The organism is Bacteroidota bacterium, assembly GCA_030017895.1.
GTDB lineage: Bacteria > Bacteroidota > Ignavibacteria > UBA10030 > BY39 > JASEGV01.
In genome coordinates this window covers 1-19,475 of sequence record JASEGV010000022.1, presented here as the reverse complement: position 1 = coordinate 19,475, position 19,475 = coordinate 1, and the positions used below count along the sequence as shown (strand labels likewise).

Below are 19,475 nucleotides of genomic sequence, written 5' to 3'. Positions count from 1 at the left end.
TTTGTCGGGTTAAATATTAACCATTAGTCGTTGACTGTTAACAAGCCCCCGTAGCTCAGTGGATAGAGCAGCGGTTTCCTAAACCGTTGGCCGGCAGTTCAACTCTGCCCGGGGGTACTTCCAATTTGACATAACTTACCAAACGTAGTGCAGGTAAGTTATCTGTCAAATTGAGAATTCCGCTGAATCCCGTCGATTGCAATGAGACGGATACTAAATTAAATCATAAATCATAAATCATAAATCCTATATGCGTCTTAGTAAAAGTTTTATACCAACTCAAAAAGAAGTCCCTTCGGATGCTACAATCCCAAGTCATCAACTAATGCTTCGTGCAGGATTGATGCGGCAGCTCGCTGCCGGAATATTTTCATTTCTACCTCTCGGCTACAAGGTGATGAAAAAAGTTATGAATTTAGTCCGCGAAGAAATTGATGCAATTGGCGGACAAGAATTTCATCTACCCGCACTCAGTCCAATCGAAATTTGGGAAAAGACAGGTAGGGTGGAGGCATTCGGCGATATACTCTTCCATATAAAAAATCGTCCCTTGGTGTTGGCGCCTACTCACGAAGAAATCATCGGTTGGGTAGCGGCTAACCACATCGAATCGTACAAAGATTTACCACAGATTTGGTATCAGATTCAAACTAAATTTCGAAACGAACCACGTCCGCGATCCGGTGTTTTGCGAGGTCGACAGTTTGTGATGAAAGATTCTTACAGTTTGGATGCCACTTGGGAAGGACTCGATAAGAGTTACGATTTGCACGCCGAAGCTTATAAACAAATATTTACCCGTACCGGTTTGAAATATTTTATTGTCGGTGCATCGAGCGGGGCGATGGGGGGAACCGGTTCGCAGGAGTTTATGGTCGAATCGCCTTCCGGAGAGGATACCTGTGCCGTTTGTGAAAAATGTGGCTATGCCGCGAACATCGAAGTTGCAACTTCAAATGTGGAAAAAGCTGTGCACGTTCCTGCCAATCTCCAACTAAAAGAAATTCACACACCGAATGTAAAAACCATCGATGAACTGAGAGACTATTTAAAAGTCGATGAAAGTATATTAGCCAAATCTTTGGTATATATTCAAAATGGGACACCTCATCTGATATTGATGTTAGGCAACGATCAGCTAAACGAAACTAAACTCCAGTCAGTGGTTGGTTCAAATGCCCGTACGGCGCATCCCGAAGAACTTGCCGAACTAACAGGTGCAGATGCCGGCTCAATCGGGCCCATTGGTTTGAAAGGATTTAAAATCCTCGTTGATAAACGACTCGAAAATGCAAACGGACTTGTCAGCGGTATGAACAAGAACGATTACCACATCGGTAATATCGATCTGAAGCGTGATGTTCAGGTCGATGGTTATTACGATTTCCGAACGGTATGTGCTGGGGAACCTTGTCCACAATGCAACGAGCAACTTCGTGTCGTGAATGCAATCGAACTCGGTCACATATTTAAACTCGGAACAAAATATGCCGACTCGCTTGATGCAAAATTTCTTGACGAGCACGGCGAAATGAAACCAATTATTATGGGTAGTTACGGAATTGGGATAGAACGGATTATCGCCTGCGGCATCGAACAAAATCACGATGCTAATGGTATTATCTGGAATACATCGATTGCTCCTTACGATGTGCATTTGATATTGGTTAATTCGAATGTTGAGAATGTAGTTCGAACCGCAGAAAGTGTATATGAAACTCTTCTACAATACAAATACGAGGTTCTATACGACGACCGTTCGAATGTAAGTCCCGGTTTCAAGTTCAAAGATGCCGACTTGCTCGGAATGCCGCTTCACGTTATCGTTGGTGAAAAGAATGTTGTAAACAATAAAATCGAAATCAAAGAACGCAAAAACGGAAAGCGGCATATCATCGAGATTAATCAGCTAATAAGTTTCATCAAAAACTTCTACGAAAATAATTAAATATGGCAGCAGAATATCCATTCATAATTGGTTCAGATAGAAGAACTTCAAAAATTGTAAAGGATATTATCAATCCGTACACAAACGAACTTGTTGCCAAAGTTCATTATGCCGAAGAAGTGGATGTTGAAGAAGCTATTCAGGTTGTTCAGCAGGTTTTTCGAGTTACAAAAGTATTGCCTGCATATCGTCGTGCTGAAATTTTAGAAAACGTTTCCAGGATTTTAAGTAACCGCAAAACGGAATTAGCCAATTTGATGACGGCTGAAAGCGGCAAACCTATTACATATTCGCTGGCTGAACTTGACCGCGCAGTTTTTACATTCAAGTATGCCTCTGAAGAAGCAAAAAGAATTTCAGGTGAATCAATTCCGCTCGACCTTGCAGCTCATTCTGAAAAACGATTTGGAATTGTGCGGCGGTTTCCGATCGGACCGATACTTGCGATAACACCATTCAACTTTTCGTTAAATTTAGTTGCACACAAAGTTGCTCCTGCAATTGCTGCCGGAAACTCGATAGTTTTAAAACCGGCGCCCCAAGCACCGTTACTCGCAATAATTCTCGCTGAAATTGTGCTTGAAGCCGGCGCACCTGCAGGAATGCTGAACGTCCTTCCTTGTTCAAATGAATTAGCCGAGAAAATGGTTAGAGACGAACGCTTTAAGTTAATTACTTTTACAGGCAGCGCCAAAGTCGGTTGGTTTTTAAAATCTATCGCAGGTAAGAAAAAAGTTGTTCTTGAACTTGGCGGCAATGCCGGCGTGATCGTAGATAAATCGGCTAATATACAATCAATCGTTAAACGGATTGCTTTAGGTGCATTCGGACAAGCAGGACAAAGTTGTATAAAGGTTCAGCGGATTTATGTGAATGAAGAAATTGCAGACGAGTTTATAGAAAAATTTTTATTATCTACAAAAGAAACATGGTTTGGAGATCCTACAAAACCTGAAACTGTTGCCGGACCTTTGATTGATAATTCGGCTGCGAATAGAGTTGAAGATTGGATTAACGAAGCCGTCGCATCGGGTGCAAAAATACTAACAGGTGGTAATCGGAACGGATTAGTTATCGAACCGACGGTTATCGTTGGTGTGAAACCGGATATGAAAGTAGTTTGTGAAGAAATATTCGGACCGGTTGTAACACTTCATACGTTCAAATTATTTGAAGACGCCGTTTTTGAAATCAACAACTCAAAATACGGTTTGCAAGCCGGTGTTTTTTCAAACGATTTTAAAAATATTATGTTTGCTTTTGAAAATTTAGAAGTTGGAGCGGTTGTAGTAAACGACTTCCCGACATATCGCATAGACCACATGCCCTACGGCGGCGTAAAAGGTTCAGGTATCGGCAGGGAAGGGCTGAAATATGCCATCGAAGAGATGACTGAATCTAAGCTTTTAGTCCTGAATCTCACTTAAAAAACAAAATCCAAAATATTGTAATTTCTTATTGCTTTTAATTTGCAATTTGATAATTTTGAACCATCAATTTCTATTTTTTTGGAAGGTTAATTTCGAAAATACATGAGTCAATTTATACATCTTCATAATCATTCACATTACAGTTTGCTGGATGGCGCAGCAACAATCGATTCGCTTATCAAGGCGACGGTTAAAAATAAAATGCCGGCGGTTGCACTAACCGATCACGGCGTTATGTTCGGGGCGGTCGAGTTTTTTCTTAAAGCACGAACGGCTGAAATCAAACCGATACTCGGTTGCGAGTTCTACATCGTTCCAAAGGGGACTCGCTTCGAAAAGGAAATCGATAAAAAAAAGAAAGACCAGGGTAAGGGGCGCGGTATATATCAACATCTTGTTCTTCTTGCAAAAAATATTGAAGGTTACCGCAACCTGATGAAACTCACCTCCTATGGGCACCTGGAGGGATTCTATTACAAACCACGAATCGACCTTGACCTATTAAGAAAATACTCGCGCGGGCTAATCGCTCTTTCTGCCTGCCCTGCCGGTGTTGTGGCTGATGATATTCTTGAAGGAAAATATGAAGAGGCAAAAAAATCAGCCTTAATATACAAAGAAATTTTTCGGGATGATTTTTATCTTGAAATTCAGGATCACGGTTTAGAAAAGGAGAAACCGATTCTCCAAAAAATGCCGCAGTTAGCAAAAGAGCTGAACATAAAATTGGTTGCAACGAACGATATCCACTACATTAAACCTGAACATGCGATCGCTCACAACGTTCTTCTGCTGATACCCGAAGCATCATCGGGAAGCAGTAGCGATTACACAAAATTAAAATACAATACCGACCAACTTTATTTTAAGTCGGCGAAAGAAATGTGTGAACTTTTCAAAGATTATCCTGAAGCAATCAATTCTACTTTGGAAATAAACGAAAAGATAGAAAACTTCGATATTCGTGCAGCCGAACCCTATTTACCAAAATTTCCGATTCCTAAAGAAGCCGGCGTGGATAATTATGATGAATATCTTGAAAAGATTGTCCAGCAAAAAATAAACGATTGTTATCCTGTTGTAACTCCCGAAATTGAAGCACGCATAAAGCACGAGTTGTCTGTTATCAAAAAGATGAAGTATTCGAATTACTTTTTGGTTGTGCGTGATTTTATTAATGCAGCAAAGGAGATGGGGATTTCAGTCGGTCCGGGAAGAGGCAGCGCTGCGGGAAGTGTAGTGTCGTATGTTTTAGGCATTATTGATGTCGATCCGTTTAAATACGATCTACTCTTCGAGCGGTTTTTAAATCCCGACCGCGTAAGTATGCCTGATATTGACATCGATTTTAATGACGACAAGCGCGATTTGGTTATTCAATACGTTCGTGATAAATACGGCGAAAACTCGGTAGCTCAAATTATCACATTCGGAACTCTCTCATCGCGCGCAGTTCTCAAAGACGTTGGCAGAGTATTAGGAGTTGAATTGAGCGTAATTGATTCGATAACTAAATTAATTCCTTCTGAACAGGGAAAAGTTTTTGAGTTAGAAAAAGCATTGAATACAGTTCCTGAACTGAAATCGGTGAGGGATAGTAAAGATCCAAAGATAAAAGAACTGATAGAAATATCACGCGTTTTAGAAGGAATGAACCGCAACGCTTCAATGCACGCATCGGGAGTTGTGATTGCACCCGGTGATATTACCGACTACGTTCCGCTTTATGCTACACCGCAAACCAAACCGATGACTCAATTTTATATGAACGATTTGGAAACTGTCGGGTTGTTAAAAATGGATTTTTTAGGTTTGCGGACGCTGAAGGTTATTGAAAACGCATTAAAGTTGATCAAAATAAATCACGGTGTTGATATCAACATCAACAAAATTCCTGAAGACGATCAAAAAGTTTATGAGATATTTCAGAAAGGTAACACGACAGGTATATTTCAATTTGAATCTTCGGGGATGCGGGAATCGCTCATTAAACTCAAACCCACAACAATCAACGAACTTGTTGCGATGAATGCTCTCTACCGTCCGGGTCCGATGGAAATGATTGACGAATTTATCAGTTGTAAAAAAGGAACTAAAAAGATTCAATACTTGCATCCTAAATTAGAACCTGTGTTGAAAGAAACTTTCGGGGTTATAGTTTATCAGGAGCAAGTTATGCGAATTACGAGCGAGATTGCCGGATTCTCCCTTGCCAAGGCGGATATTATGCGTCGCGCAATGGGAAAAAAAGATGAAGCCCTAATGGCGCAACAGAAAGATGAGTTTGTAAGTGGAGCCGTATCGCGTGGTATCCAAAAAAAGTTAGCTGAAGAAATATTCGATATGATTCAGAAGTTTGCTAAGTACGGCTTCAACAAGTCGCACAGCGTTGTTTATGCGGTTTTGGCTCATCAAACCGCGTATCTCAAAGTTTACTATCCGGCAGAATTTATGACTTCGGCGATGTCGGCTGAAATCGGTAATACAGATTATCTCGTGGAACTAATCGATGAGGCGAACCGGCTCGGTCTGAAAGTATTGCCCCCCGATGTAAACGAGAGTGAAGTCGATTTTTCGATCACGAAAAAAGGAATCAGGTTCGGTCTGAGTGCGATAAAGAATGTAGGAGTTGCGGCTGTAGAAAATATTATTAAAGCGCGGAAGGATAAGAAATTTTCTAGCTTGTTCGAGTTGTGTGCCCGTGTTGATTTAAAATCGCTCAACAAGAAAACCCTCGAAGGTTTAACTATGGGTGGTGCGTTAGATTCGGTTGGCGGGCATCGAGCCGAAATTATTGCAAGTATCGAACGGGCTATTCAGTTCGGACAGAAAAAAAACGCTGAGGATTCACTCGGTCAATCGAATTTGTTTGGCGGTGGGAAAGTTAAAGAAGAAACTTCAGAATATCCCCCATTGGTAGCGACTGAACCTTGGTCTCAGCACGACTTGCTGGCGAACGAGAAAAAGGTTTTAGGATTTTATATATCGGGACATCCGCTGAAAAAATATGAGTTGGATATCAAAGCGTTTTCAACCGTGAGGTTCAATTCGCAAGAGGGAATTAAAAACGGAACACTTGTAAAAGCGTGCGGTATCGTTACAGAAATTAAAAAGAAAATCGACCGAAACGGGAAAACGATGGCTTTTGTTGCTTTAGAAGATTTTTCCGGTAAAGGTGAAGTCGTGGTGTTTGCACGAACTTATGAAAAATATTCCAACGTACTTACTCAAGATGCAATGCTCATGATTATCGGGAAATCGGATACCGCGGGCGAAAAATTAAAAATCATTGCAGACGAGTTTATTCCGATTGAACAAATTCGCGACCGTTTTGCTAAAAAAGTAATTATCAAAATTGACGGCAGTGCAGCTGATGTTGATACAATCGGTAAATTAAAAAAAATTTTAGAAAATAATAAAGGCAGATGCTTGCCGGTTGTTGAGGTAATTGGCATCGAAGAAAATAAGACACAACTGTTTCAGTTGGATGGTAAATATCGAGTGAATCCATCCGACCAATTAATTGAGAAACTAAAAAAATTACTTGGTAACGAAAGTGTAAGTTTACAATAGATTAATAATAAAATAAAGAAGGAATATATATGAAACCAATTGAAGTTACAGATTCAAATTTTCAAACCGAAGTTTTAAATTCAGATAAACCTGTATTGATAGATTTTTGGGCAGCTTGGTGTGGTCCGTGCAAAATGATTGCACCGACTATCGAAGAGATTGCAAAAGAATACGACGGCAAGCTGAAAGTATGCAAGTTAGATGTTGATTCAAACCCTAAAACAGCAATGCAATACGGAATACGTAGTATCCCCACGTTGTTGATAATAAAAGGAGGACAAGTTGCCGAGCAATTGGTGGGTGCAGTTCAGAAAGGAAAGTTAGTAGAAAAAATCGCTACGCATTTATAGCGACAAACAAAAACGACTCGAACTGAACAAAGGGCCTGAGGCGTTTCCGATGGTTATTTCGATTAATGTTCGATTTTTCTGTTAAAAGATACGAAAAATATGTGTGGATTCCAAAAGATAGAGTTTGTAAAATTTTCTTGATATATTTCCGGTAGTTTTGTATTTTGAATTGAAAGATTTATGAAAAAAAGAGGTAACGTAATGAAAAATTCAATAATAAAAGCGACAACAGGCGGAAGGATAACAATACCTGTTTCGATTAGAAAGAAGCTTGGGATAAAGGCAGGATCTAAATTTAATGTTTACGAAGATGAGAAGTTACAAAGGATTATTTTGAGCCCATCGATTCGAGGTCGAGTTAAAAAACTAGCAAGTTGATAACTTAATCTTTTGTAAACGGGACGAGGCGATAAGAGAAACCACCTTTTGTTCGAGGTTGGGCCTCATTATCTTTGATGAATCTTTTTATTTTCTCTTTAGTGTAGCGTTCCAATAAATCCCAAATAACGATTTATTTTTCTAAATATCTTTTGATTCTTTTTTTTACTGTATCCCAATCAATTCCATCCTGCCCTACAGTAAAAAATGATTTTGCATTATCTTTTAACCACTCATAATAATCATCTTCAGTGTACAAGCAAAATGTTTCTACAAGTTCATCAAAATTAATGTCATTTGGAATTTCTATCGCCCAATCACTAGCTTTTTTCTCCAAAAATTCTTTAACAACTTCTCGGTCTATCATTTTAATTTTTTTTCTTTAAAATATTTTTATTGGAAATATCAAAATTTTATTTTACAAGGTTTAATTCTCTATCTTCTTTCCATCTCAAAAGGTCAAGTACTAAATCATCAAAGGGACGCACACTGGCACAGTATTCAGTGTGATATTTGTAATTTGGAGTGTCAAAGCAAATTTGTCTACTAATTTGGGATTTAAATTTTTCAATGTCTGAATATAATTCTTTACTTTTATCTTCATACGGTTTAATGACGTAAATCCTATCGACAAAACTTTCTAAGAGTCGTCTTGCTGATGTAGAATTCTTGCAAGATTTACCTAATTCGCTTCGTGGTCTTATCGGATGATATTGGTCTTTATCTTCTGTAACGCATACATATTTAATGTTTGAACCTATTCTAATTGCTAATCCCCAAAATGTAACCATTGTATGTCTTGAATGAAAAGAGAGCTTGCAGTTAATAATTCCTAAAACTTTCCATTCGTTATTTTGTTTAACTAGAACAAATAAGTCCGTATCTGGATAATCTTCTAGTTGTTTTTGGTCGCAAGGTCTTTTCACCGGCAGTTTATTGTAATCTATGATTTGCTTAACAACATTAGAATCATCAATCAATTTTTTTAAACCGTCAGTCGTGCCGTGCGTAAGATAAATATCGTGCTTGTTTAACAAACCATTTAAGATGTATTCTACAATATTCTCTAATCTCTGTCCTTCTGTAGAGCGCAAACTTTGAGCTGAACTATCATCTAACATAGACGATTTAATCATTTAGTTTTTCCTTTTATAGTTAAAGAATTAACTTCATTTTCGATTCTATTTTTTGCTAATTCACAATAATTATTATCTATTTCTAATCCAATTCCAATTCTATTATTAGTTTCAGCTTCAATCAAAGTTGTTCCACTGCCAGTAAAGGGGTCAAACACAACATCTTTTACAAAACTAAACAATTTAATACAACGATGAGGTAATTCTCTTGGGAATGGAGCAGGGTGTCCAATTCTTTTTCCACTTTCTCCATTAAAAGTCCAAATACCATTAGTCCAGTCCATAAAATCTTTTTTTGAAATATCGGATATCTTTGAGCCAGAAGTTTTTTTCCAACTGTCTTTATAAAAAATAATAATTAATTCTACTGGTGCAATTACATAAGGTGCGGACGCTGAAAGCCAAGAACCCCAAGCAGTTCGTCTCGAAATATTTCCTTCATTCCAAATTATTGTTGAGTGATATTTCCATCCAATATTTTTTGCAATGACAGTAAGGTCTGCACCAACACTTTGCTGTCCACCCTTATTTTTATCTAACGGACAATTTAACAAAAATCTCGCTTGTGGTTTACTCCATTTGTAGCAGTTAGAAATCCACTGTTTAGAAAACTCCAAATAATCTTCGTAAGTTAAATCGTCTTTGTGTGAATTGTATTTTATATCGACATTATAAGGTGGCGAAGTGACAATCAAATCAATAAATTCTTTATCAAATAAATTATCATTCAAAACATCGCCTTGAAACAAAATAATATTCTTATGCCTGAAAAATTCTTTTCTATAAGTGGTGGCAGGTTCGTTCAAAATATCGAAGATATTTTCAGGTAGTTTGTATTTAACTTTCTTTTTAATCTTTATATCAGGAACTGTGTTATGTGTTAAGTTAATTCGCTGTTTTATTGTTCTTGCCATTTGTCACCTTTATTTAATTCAAATTTACAAATATTCTATTGAAAAACACAACGGACTATTATCAGTGTTTATCCGTCGTATCCGTGTTCATCCGTGTTCTATAAACTTCAGCTTATACTCTCCAAATTCTTCTCCAAGTTTGAGAAAATAATATTAAAGAACACTTCTAAAAACTACTTTTTGAAAACGCAAAGCACGCAATGTTTTTTCGCAAAGTGCGCAAAGTGCAATAAAATAAATACTTTGCGGTAAATTTACGTTCATTACGGTTAGATGAATTTTTGAGTTTTTAGAAGTTTCCTAAAGTTTTTTCTTCTCATTTCTCTCACTTATATACCTCTCTCCTATGATTTATCGTCAAAATATAAATCGTGGTCTTTACGATCTCATAAATTATACGATAATCTCCAACCCTCATGGACGATTTTCCTTTTAACGGTCCAACAAGTCGCTTACCTGAATGCGGGTCATCCACTAGTGATTGAATCTTTGATACTATACGGTTAAAATATTTCGGTTGTGAACGCTCAAGAGCATCAAGTCCTTTGACGGCTTCTTTTGTGAACTCAATGTTCAAAATTTGTTGTTCCCTTTATGTGTTTTTTTCTTACTTGCCAAGTATTTACTTAGCGACAAAGTTTCTCCACGCTTTACTTGCGCTGAACCTTCCGCGATAGCGCGAACTTCTTTTTTATTAGCTAATATATCAAGCGTCTCCAGCAAGTTTTCATATTCTTCAGCACTTAGTATCACAGCGGCATCCTTGCCATTTTTCGTAACTAGATAACGGTCGAACGATTCTTCGGCGCCTTTAACAAGCTCGGTAAATCGTTGTTTTGCTTCAGTTACTGGTAATGTTATTGTACTCATAGTTTATCTCATTTCTTGTTTAAAGGAATATAGATATAATTCTGGACAGAATCAACTGTCCAAGAAAATATTATGTCAGCTTATACTCTCCAAATTCTTCTCAAGCTTTTGCAGCGTAGTCTTAAAGCTTTCTAATTTATTCCGCTCGTGCTCGACAACTTCTTTGGGGGCTTTGGACACAAAGCTTTCGTTGGCAAGTTTATTTTCAGTGCTATTATAAAGTCCACGAACGCGGTCTATTTCTCTCTGTATCCGCTCACATTCGGCTTCTAAGTTAATCAATCCTTCTAAAGGTATAAAAATTTCAACATTATCAACAACAGCGCTGGCAGAGTGTTTTGGTTTCTGTGAGTCTTTTAGAAGTGAGACTTCTTTTGTTCTTGTTAATCGCTTCAGGTAGCTTTCGTATTTTTGCAAGTGCTTTTCTTTCTCGGTGTCGTGGAAATTCATTATAATATTTATTTCCTTCGATGGTGGCACGTCAAGTTCGCCGCGCACTGTACGAACTGCATTCACGACATTCTGCATAAACAATCCGTCAGCTTCTGTTTCCTTGTCAATCCATTTCTCATCGACAGTCGGGAATGGTGATATCATTATGCTCTCACCATCTTTTCGTTCTGCGAGGTTCTGCCAGATTTCTTCGGAAAGAAATGGCATAAAAGGATGTAAAAGCTTCAATGCCTGTTCATAAATGAAAATCGCACGGCTAAGAACTGCTTTCTTAACATCATCAGGTTCTGTACCATACAAACGTGTTTTAATCATCTCAACGTACCAGTTGCAGTAGTCGTGCCAGATGAAGTCATACAGAATCTTGGTTGCATCGTTAATGTAAAAATTATCTAGATCTTTATTTAATTCGAGGACAGTCGAATTCAAACGAGATAGTATCCATCTGTCTGCAAGGTCAAGTTGAGTTTTATCAAAAATATCCGAAATCCGAAATCCGAAATCCGAAATTTGGCTTGCGTTCATTTGCAGAAACCGTCCGGCATTCCAAATCTTGTTGGCAAAGTTTCTTCCAAGCTCGCATTTCTCATTTGAATATAAAACATCCTGTCCCAGTGGTGCGAGATAGAGAACCGTAAATCGCAGTGCGTCGGCTCCGTACTCAGCTATAACATCAAGCGGGTCGGGGGAGTTGCCAAGCGACTTGCTCATCTTTCTGCCTTGCGCATCGCGTATTATACTCGTGAAATAAACATCGTGGAATGGAACGATATATTTATCTTCTTTTCGCGGTGAACCGTCTGGAAGCAGAACGTCTTTCGCAAATTCCATTCCTGCCATTATCATACGAGCAACCCAGAAGAAAATTATGTCGGGTCCGGTAACGAGTGTATCCGTTGCATAAAAATATCGCAGGTCTTCATTATCTTTAGGCCAACCCAAGGTTGAGAGGGGCCAAAGCCACGATGAAGCCCAAGTGTCAAGCACATCCTCGTCCTGTTTAAGATTTGTGGAACCACAATGCGGACACTTTTCAGGTTTTGTTTTCGAAGCAATTGGTTGTTTGCATTCGAGCTTACATTCTACATCGCCTACGCAGTACCAAACAGGAATACGGTGTCCCCACCAAAGTTGGCGCGATATGCACCAATCGCGTATGTTTATCATCCAGTGTTTGTAAACTTTTACCCATCGGTCGGGATGGAATTTAATAGTTCCGTCTAAAACGACCTTGAGTGCCGGTTCGGCAAGCGGTTTCATTTTTACAAACCACTGGTCGGAAAGATATGGCTCAATGATTGTGTCGCAGCGGTAACATCTACCGACTGCATTTGTATGTGGTTCAATCTTAAGTAAGAGTCCAAGCGATTCTAAATCTTTTACGACTTCACGGCGTACATCAAAACGATCTTTCTTCTGATATTTAATCGGTGTATTCTCATTCAGGTTTGCAGAGATATCGAAAATGTTTATCTGCTCTAAATTGTGCCGCTGACCGATCCAATAATCGTTGGGGTCGTGGGCGGGAGTTACTTTTACCATTCCGGTTCCAAACTGCGGATCGACAAAATCGTCTGCAATTATCGGAATTACTCTGTCGGTCAATGGTAGCGAAACATTTTTTCCAATTAAATGTTTGTACCTCTCGTCGTTCGGATTTACTGCAACTGCGGTATCGCCCAACATAGTTTCAGGACGTGTTGTTGCAACAATTGCAAAATCAGTTGAATTAACAATCGGATATTTTATAAACCACAAATGTCCGTTTTGTTCGATGTGGTTTACCTCGTCGTCGCTGATTGCTGTGTGGTCTTTCGGGCACCAGTTGATTATGTATTTTCCCCTGTAGATTAAACCTTTGTTGTAAAGCCGGATGAAAACTTCCTGAACAGCTTCGGAAAGTCCTTCATCCATAGTAAAGCGCTCACGTTCCCAATCGCACGAAGTGCCTAATTTTTTCAACTGTTTAATGATCGTTCTGCCGTATTGTTCTTTCCACTTCCACACAAGCTCTACAAATTTATCTCTCCCTAAATCGTGTCGGGTTTTACCTTCCTTCAACAAAGATTTTTCTACAACGTTTTGTGTTGCGATACCTGCGTGGTCGGTTCCCGGCATCCACAGAGTTTCGTAACCCTGCATTCGTTTCCAACGTACAAACACATCTTGAATTGTGTTATTCAAAACGTGTCCCATAGTTAAAATGCCAGTGATGTTCGGTGGCGGGATTACAATTGTGTACGGCTTTTTATCAGGATTTGCTTTTGCGTGAAATAAATTATGCTTTTCCCAGTAAGGATACCATTTTTCTTCGGCTTCTTTTGGAGAATATGTTTTTGATAGTTGTGCCATTATTTAACTCTGAAATTAGTTACAAATTCGTTTTGGTTTCCTGCTTTGTCGGATATGTCGATTCGTAGCGTATGATTTCCCTTTGGTAAAGGATTGTTGGCATCATACCATAGTCGGCTACCTTCGATTTCTGGTATTATTAAATCGTTATTTATATACATTCTAAAATTCTTATAATCAATCCCCGACATAACATCGCCGAATCGAAATGCGATTGATGGTCTTCGATTTCGTGTTCGTAGTTTTAAGTTGCTGATGAATGGCTTGGTGCCATCTTCAAACAAACCTACATCCGTTAGCGTGCGAGTGAGTGTAGTTGTAAGAAAATTACTGTTTGCCGATTTGTTTTGAAAAACCCAATCTCTTTTCCTGACAATATACAACGCATCGTTTGGATTGTTCGATTTCATTGAAACTCTGATTCCTTTATTCAATAGAACATCCTGAGGGTTGAGTGAGTAAACTGTTCTGCCTTCAGAAAATGCTGAATCGAGTGTAACGAAAAGTGGTTTGAACACAGCTCCCGAATCGAAAGCGATTTTTAAATTACCGTTAGCAATTGAGAACTCATCCGATTTGTTGGGTGCAATCGGATAGAGAAAAAAGGTTTCAGATAATTCTACAAATTTACCATTAACTTCGGCTTTAACTTTGATGAATTTCCCCCCCCAATGTGAAATATCGGGAATGAATGAACCGCTGTATTTATTCAATTCTACTGCTTTTAGTTGGATGGAATTAGATTTAGTTCCTTCCAAAATTTGAACTACAGGAACATCTGTGAAATAGCCGGCAGTTGTAATTGTTAGATTAATAAAATCCTGAAAGTGTTCGCGAACGATTTTGATATTATTGTAATTACCCCCATCGAATTTACGGTTGAAGTGATAAACAGGCGGCGAATCAATACCGAACTTGTTTTCAGCAACAATTTTCAAGATAGCATATTTATTTACATCGAAAGGTAACATAATATTTGGACCGTTCCTTTTTAAAAGTCCGTTATGTATCGTGTGCCGTTTCCAATTCGCCTGACCTGACGATTTACCGAAAACCAAAATCTGCTCGATGGAATTAAGATTACTTCCTGTTAAAGTGAGTTGACCATCTAAAATATTTTGAATTTGGATATCAGGTTTCCGGCTGATTAAAATTTTTCCTTCGAGTGTAGTTTCGTTATCCGAGAAATCTTTTACAGAAATCTTAAATGTGTACAACCCTTCCTGCATAGTTTCAGTTTTAATAATACCGCTTCCGTAAGGCATACGATTGTAAATAGGGAGAAGGTTTCCTTCTTCAACATAAAGTTTTTGAAATTGTCCATCGCCCGCGTATAACATTTGCAAATCATAATGGAGCAAAATTTGTTTTGCTTCTGCGTCGGGGAAGCGGTCGAATTTTACCTTGTAGATTAAGCTGTCGTTCAGCATTAATTCGATGCTGTAAATTCCCGATCGGTTCGAAGCTTCGTTAGCTAAATCAATCGCTTCGATTCCCAAGCGGACATCGCCCGATACCGGAATGGTTTGTGCGATTGTTAAATTTATGCCACCACGGTTTCGGTTGTTATAAAAGTAAGGAGTAATTTTTCCGAAAACTTCCGAATTCATTCCAGCTGGTGCTACAAAAATTTTCTTAATTATAGGAGGACGATTGTCGCTAATGTATAAGTTTTGAAATAAAAACGGATTAACGGGATTCAGATTTTCATCCCGTATTTCAAAATGTAAATGCGGGGGACCTGCACCTGTGTCACCCGTGTAGGCAATAACATCGCCACTTCTGACAGGCATTATTTCAGGGTCAAGCATAATGTCGATGTAAAACGATTGCAGTTTGTATTGTGCTTCTTGCACAAACTCGTTGATTTCGTTGTTGAAGGTTTTAAGGTGAGCGTAAGTAGTATAGTAACCGTCGGGATGTTTTACATAAAGCATTTTCCCGTAACCATCGGGCATTATACGGATTCGTGCAACGTAACCTTCGCGCGATGCGAATACCCTGAATCCGGTTTTTTTATTCGTGCTTACATCGATACCGCCGTGAAAGTGATTGTTTCTGAATTCTGCGAACGAGGATGTAACTCGGTTGCTTGCATCTGTGGGCCAAATATATTTTTCCGCATCGGAAGTAAACGAATCGAACTTATCGTAAATTTCATTTATTGCATTCGGAGAAGATGGAATCGCTGGTTCGTTTTTGTTTTCTGACGGAGAGAAGAAACCAAAAAATAAAAGAGCACAAGCAAATATGAGAACAAATATATAGATAGAAAAATTTTTGATCATTAAAACTACTTTGTTTCTGATTTAACATTGTGAGTGATTTTGATGTAACCTGCAAGTTCGGCTTCGATTGTATCGCCGTTATTAACCTGGCTCACACCTTCAGGTGTACCTGTGTAGATGAGATCGCCCCGATCAAGTGTAATTATTGAAGAAATATATTCAATCAATTTATGAACGCTGAAAATCATTTTATCAGTGTTCGATTGTTGCCGGACGTTGCCATTCACACGGCAAACTAAATTCAGGTTGTGTGGTTCAGGAATTTCGTCTTTTAACAAAACTTCTGAAATCGGCGCTGATGTATCGAATCCTTTCGCAACAGTCCAGGGTAATCCTTTTTTCTTGGCTTCTGCTTGAACATCACGAAGCGTCATATCGAGTCCAACAGCATAACCTAATATGTGTGAATTTGCCTCGGATGCAGGGATGCTTTTGCCGCCTTTACCAATCACAACAACCAACTCGACTTCGTGATGCATTTCGTTGGATATATTTGGGATTATAATATTATCGTCGTTATAAATTATTGCAGATGGCGGTTTTAGAAAAATAACCGGTTTATCGGGTATGTCAGCTTGCATCTCTTTTGCGTGTTCAATGTAGTTGCGTCCGATGCAAATTATTGTCCCGACGGGAATTTGCTCTTTAGTCTTGCGTATAGTTACAGTTTTCATAGTATTTAATAAAATTTATTAAAAATATACTCACAAATTGGTTATTGTGCAATTTTGCATTTTTACATAAATAATGTTTAATTGAGTTTAGTAAAATTCATAATTATTCATTTTAATATTGTCCAAAACATATAAATCTGCCGGAGTTAGCATTGATGCAGGCGACGAGTTTGTAAATAAACTCAAACTCAAAGCCCGGTCAACCTTTTCAAAATTAGTTCTTTCTGATATCGGCTTGTTCGGCGCTTTCTATGATGCGAAGTTTGAAAATTATAAACATCCTGTATTAGTTTCAAGTGTCGATGGTGTTGGGACGAAGCTAAAAATTGCCTTTATGTTGAACAAGCATGACACAATCGGACAAGATTTGGTAAATCATTGTGTGAACGATATTTCAGTATGCGGGGCCACACCTTTATTCTTCCTTGATTATTACGCTGCTGGAAAATTAAATCAACAGGTTGGCGAGCAAATTATGGATGGCTTGGTTAAAGCCTGCCGCGAAAATAACTGTGCCTTGATTGGCGGCGAAACTGCCGAGATGCCCGGCATCTATCACGAAGATGAATACGACTTGGCAGGAACAATTCTCGGTATTGTAGAAAAAGCAAAAATTATCAACGGTAAAAAAGTAAAAGACGGAGATGTTCTGATTGGACTCCCTTCAACGGGTTTGCATACCAATGGTTACTCGCTTGCACGTTCGGTCTTGTTCGAAAAATATGAAATTGACGATTTCATTGATGATTTAGGAATGCGATTAGGTGATTGCCTTTTAACAACTCATCGTTCGTATTTAAATCCGATAAAAGAAATAAAAGATTTATCTGATGTTCACGCAATCGCCCATATAACCGGTGGTGGAATAAAAAATAATACTATGCGTCTGATTCCGAAGGGATTGGAATTGGAGATTGATTGGTTCGGGTGGGATAGATATCCGATTTTTAATTTGATGCAGCGACTCGGAGAGATTCCCGAGGAAGAAATGCGTCGCACATTTAATTTAGGAATTGGATTAGTGATAGTAGCATCAAAAACAGGGGCAGAAAATATTCAACAAAAATTAATTAATATCAATGAGCAACCGATAAATATCGGACAGGTAAAAATCAGTAATTAGTATGAAAACAAAAAATAAAAAATCTGTATTAGAAGATAATAAGCTTATCAAAGGATATGGTTTAACTCAAAGGTTAAATACACTGATCGAGATAACTCTTCAAATAGATGCTGTCGGCAACCGTGCCGAGATATATGATATCTTACGGAAGGAATCTAAATGGTTAATGGAATTCGATGTATTATCACTTGCATATTTAAGTCCTGTCCATACGTTTTATAGTATTGTAACACTTTCGCCAATTGCTGATGCAACCGGATTAAATGAAACTTACTTTAGCGTAGAAGAAGGTTTACCTGGTTGGGTAATAAGGAATCAATCGCCGGTAATTTGTAATGCTAAAAAATGTGTAGGACATAGTAATTCGTTTGAGGGAAAGTTTGAAGAGTTCGGTATAAAAAGTTTTCTTGCGGTTCCTATTAGAAGCGGTCAAGATCAGGTTGGCGCTTTAATATTTGGCTCGGTGAACGAAGATAATTACACCGAGGACGATTTGGTGATTGCACAATTGTATGGTCTGCAAATAGCTGTATCGCTTAAAAATGCAAATTTTGTTGAAGATGCGAAAAAACGTATAACTCAAATCGAATCGACAAACGAAATATCAAAAATATTGAACTCGACACTCGATATTGATGATTTGTTGGTTTCGACTGCTGAGGCAATACAACAAAATTTTAATTACTTCGACGTAACCCTGTTTTTACTTTCCGAAGAAAATTCCGATTTGATATTGAAAGCTCATTCAGGTAATTATTTAGATCTGCTTCCGGGCGATTACACTCAAAATATCGGTGAGGGTATAATCGGATGGGTAGCCAAGCATGGCGAATATATATTGGCAAACGATGTTGCGCAGGACCCACGATATAAATCAATTGAAAACCACAATACGCGTTCCGAACTTGCTTTGCCTATCAAGGTTGGTGCAATGCTGGTTGGGGTGTTGAATATCGAGGACAAAAAAATGTTCGCGTTCGATGAAATGGACGTGCTTGTTTTACAAACTTTGTGCGACCAGATTGCCAGTGCTATTGCGAATGCCAAACTCTACGAAGAGATAAAATTTGCCAATCAAAAACTTACAGAATTAGATACCTTGAAATCGGAATTTATAAGCATCGTTTCGCACGATTTCAGGTCTCCATTATCAAGCATCATCCTCGCTGGTAAAGCACTCTTGAAAAACGAAGATATTCAGAATAATCCACGCTTTAAGGAATATATGCAACTCATCGTAACTCAAGCCAACCGGTTGAACCAATTAGCCGAAGATACTTTGTCGATTACCCGCATCGAATCGGGGCAAGTGAGTATTGCTTTCAAAGTTGTGAATGTTGAACGGCTTATTCAGGATGCATTGGTTTCTGTGCGAACATCAAATAGGCATACTATCACTTACAATATCGATCCGAATGCGTCGTTTATTAAGGGAGACCATCCGAAGCTCAGGCAGGTTGTTCAAAATCTTCTATCAAATGCTATAAAATATTCACCGGCAGGTGGAAAGGTAGCTATCAACGTGGTTGAGCAGGATGGAGATGAAATTCTGTTTATTATCTCCGATGAGGGTATCGGAATTAAACCTGAGTATCAGGACAAATTATTTCAAAAGTTTTCCCGTGTTGATGAACCGGATTCTAAACATATCAAAGGCACAGGGTTAGGTTTGTGGATTTGTCGCGAAATAATTGAAGCACACAAAGGTAAAATTTGGATCGAAAGCGAATACGGCAAGGGGAGTATTTTTAAATTTACTATCAAAAAATCTGATAGTTAATCCGATTCAGTTGGATGCACTAGTTAAAGAATTATTATTTATTCATCAGGATATTACAAATGTTGATTAATGAGGATAAGTATGGAAACTATTTTAATATTTAGTTTAATATTGTTTTTTGGAATATTAAGTTTTATTTTGAAAAAATCATCTAGTGTTAAGTTAAGTATGAAATGACGTAAATATTTATTATCTTTGCCATAAAA

The 19,475-nt window shown here is 38.3% G+C and carries 15 protein-coding genes and 1 tRNA gene; 8 read left to right on the top strand and 8 right to left on the bottom strand.

The window, feature by feature from the left end; translation table 11 throughout:
• Positions 1-44 precede the first annotated feature (44 nt).
• The 6 genes from QME58_05845 (at position 45) to QME58_05820 (ending at position 7,679) form a co-directional block, all read left to right on the top strand.
• Positions 45-117: transfer RNA gene (locus tag QME58_05845), tRNA-Arg, on the top strand.
• A gap of 133 nt (positions 118-250) precedes the next feature.
• Positions 251-1,948 carry a proline--tRNA ligase gene (locus tag QME58_05840; GenBank protein ID MDI6803353.1) on the top strand — a complete coding sequence of 566 codons (1,698 nt, stop codon included), beginning with the start codon at positions 251-253 and terminating at the stop codon, positions 1,946-1,948.
• A 2-nt stretch (positions 1,949-1,950) separates the two neighbouring features.
• On the top strand, positions 1,951-3,375 hold the full coding sequence (locus QME58_05835; protein MDI6803352.1) for an aldehyde dehydrogenase family protein: 1,425 nt from the start codon (positions 1,951-1,953) through the stop codon (positions 3,373-3,375).
• A gap of 105 nt (positions 3,376-3,480) precedes the next feature.
• Positions 3,481-6,951: a DNA polymerase III subunit alpha gene (dnaE, locus tag QME58_05830; GenBank protein MDI6803351.1), complete on the top strand. Its 3,471-nt coding sequence runs from the start codon at positions 3,481-3,483 to the stop codon at positions 6,949-6,951.
• Between the two features lie 29 nt (positions 6,952-6,980).
• A complete protein-coding gene (gene trxA / locus QME58_05825; GenBank protein MDI6803350.1) occupies positions 6,981-7,301 on the top strand; it encodes a thioredoxin in 321 nt (106 codons plus the stop codon).
• 201 nt (positions 7,302-7,502) lie between these two features.
• Positions 7,503-7,679 carry an AbrB/MazE/SpoVT family DNA-binding domain-containing protein gene (locus tag QME58_05820; protein ID MDI6803349.1) on the top strand — a complete coding sequence of 59 codons (177 nt, stop codon included), beginning with the start codon at positions 7,503-7,505 and terminating at the stop codon, positions 7,677-7,679.
• 133 nt (positions 7,680-7,812) lie between these two features.
• Here the strand turns inward: QME58_05820 and QME58_05815 are convergent, their stop codons facing one another.
• From QME58_05815 to QME58_05780, 8 genes are all read right to left on the bottom strand, one after another.
• Complete coding sequence (locus tag QME58_05815; GenBank protein ID MDI6803348.1) at positions 7,813-8,046, bottom strand: hypothetical protein; 234 nt, start codon at positions 8,044-8,046, stop codon at positions 7,813-7,815.
• Positions 8,047-8,092: 46 nt separating this feature from the next.
• Positions 8,093-8,815 carry a BsaWI family type II restriction enzyme gene (locus QME58_05810; protein ID MDI6803347.1) on the bottom strand — a complete coding sequence of 241 codons (723 nt, stop codon included), beginning with the start codon at positions 8,813-8,815 and terminating at the stop codon, positions 8,093-8,095.
• The gene (locus QME58_05805; GenBank protein MDI6803346.1) at positions 8,812-9,621 is read right to left on the bottom strand and encodes a site-specific DNA-methyltransferase; all 810 of its coding nucleotides are present in this window, start codon (positions 9,619-9,621) and stop codon (positions 8,812-8,814) included. The genes QME58_05810 and QME58_05805 overlap by 4 nt, the downstream gene beginning before the upstream one ends.
• A gap of 433 nt (positions 9,622-10,054) precedes the next feature.
• The gene (locus tag QME58_05800; GenBank protein MDI6803345.1) at positions 10,055-10,306 is read right to left on the bottom strand and encodes a type II toxin-antitoxin system RelE/ParE family toxin; all 252 of its coding nucleotides are present in this window, start codon (positions 10,304-10,306) and stop codon (positions 10,055-10,057) included.
• Positions 10,303-10,599 (bottom strand): type II toxin-antitoxin system Phd/YefM family antitoxin, encoded by a 297-nt coding sequence (locus QME58_05795; protein MDI6803344.1) that lies wholly within the window; start codon positions 10,597-10,599, stop codon positions 10,303-10,305. Before QME58_05795 ends, QME58_05800 begins: the two co-directional genes overlap by 4 nt.
• A gap of 75 nt (positions 10,600-10,674) precedes the next feature.
• Positions 10,675-13,404, bottom strand: a complete 2,730-nt coding sequence (locus QME58_05790) for a valine--tRNA ligase (GenBank protein MDI6803343.1) — start codon at positions 13,402-13,404, stop codon at positions 10,675-10,677.
• Positions 13,404-15,692: a M23 family metallopeptidase gene (locus tag QME58_05785; protein ID MDI6803342.1), complete on the bottom strand. Its 2,289-nt coding sequence runs from the start codon at positions 15,690-15,692 to the stop codon at positions 13,404-13,406. The genes QME58_05790 and QME58_05785 overlap by 1 nt, the downstream gene beginning before the upstream one ends.
• 5 nt (positions 15,693-15,697) lie before the next feature.
• On the bottom strand, positions 15,698-16,366 hold the full coding sequence (locus tag QME58_05780) for a fumarylacetoacetate hydrolase family protein (GenBank protein MDI6803341.1): 669 nt from the start codon (positions 16,364-16,366) through the stop codon (positions 15,698-15,700).
• Between the two features lie 118 nt (positions 16,367-16,484).
• On the opposite strand from QME58_05780, the gene purM reads away from it, so the two are divergent.
• Complete coding sequence (gene purM / locus QME58_05775; protein MDI6803340.1) at positions 16,485-17,489, top strand: phosphoribosylformylglycinamidine cyclo-ligase; 1,005 nt, start codon at positions 16,485-16,487, stop codon at positions 17,487-17,489.
• Position 17,490: 1 nt separating this feature from the next.
• Positions 17,491-19,269: a GAF domain-containing protein gene (locus QME58_05770; GenBank protein MDI6803339.1), complete on the top strand. Its 1,779-nt coding sequence runs from the start codon at positions 17,491-17,493 to the stop codon at positions 19,267-19,269.
• The last annotated feature ends 206 nt before the right edge of the window (positions 19,270-19,475 follow it).

What these genes read in the sequence shown, in the direction of transcription:
- QME58_05790 (MDI6803343.1), bottom strand. Translation starts at nt 13,404, where the DNA reads ATGGCACAACTATCAAAAACATATTCTCCAAAAGAAGCCGAAGAAAAA.
- QME58_05820 (MDI6803349.1), top strand. Translation starts at nt 7,503, where the DNA reads ATGAAAAATTCAATAATAAAAGCGACAACAGGCGGAAGGATAACAATA.
- QME58_05815 (MDI6803348.1), bottom strand. Translation starts at nt 8,046, where the DNA reads ATGATAGACCGAGAAGTTGTTAAAGAATTTTTGGAGAAAAAAGCTAGT.
- QME58_05785 (MDI6803342.1), bottom strand. Translation starts at nt 15,692, where the DNA reads ATGATCAAAAATTTTTCTATCTATATATTTGTTCTCATATTTGCTTGT.
- trxA (MDI6803350.1), top strand. Translation starts at nt 6,981, where the DNA reads ATGAAACCAATTGAAGTTACAGATTCAAATTTTCAAACCGAAGTTTTA.
- dnaE (MDI6803351.1), top strand. Translation starts at nt 3,481, where the DNA reads ATGAGTCAATTTATACATCTTCATAATCATTCACATTACAGTTTGCTG.
- QME58_05835 (MDI6803352.1), top strand. Translation starts at nt 1,951, where the DNA reads ATGGCAGCAGAATATCCATTCATAATTGGTTCAGATAGAAGAACTTCA.
- QME58_05795 (MDI6803344.1), bottom strand. Translation starts at nt 10,599, where the DNA reads ATGAGTACAATAACATTACCAGTAACTGAAGCAAAACAACGATTTACC.
- QME58_05810 (MDI6803347.1), bottom strand. Translation starts at nt 8,815, where the DNA reads ATGATTAAATCGTCTATGTTAGATGATAGTTCAGCTCAAAGTTTGCGC.
- QME58_05840 (MDI6803353.1), top strand. Translation starts at nt 251, where the DNA reads ATGCGTCTTAGTAAAAGTTTTATACCAACTCAAAAAGAAGTCCCTTCG.
- QME58_05780 (MDI6803341.1), bottom strand. Translation starts at nt 16,366, where the DNA reads ATGAAAACTGTAACTATACGCAAGACTAAAGAGCAAATTCCCGTCGGG.
- QME58_05770 (MDI6803339.1), top strand. Translation starts at nt 17,491, where the DNA reads ATGAAAACAAAAAATAAAAAATCTGTATTAGAAGATAATAAGCTTATC.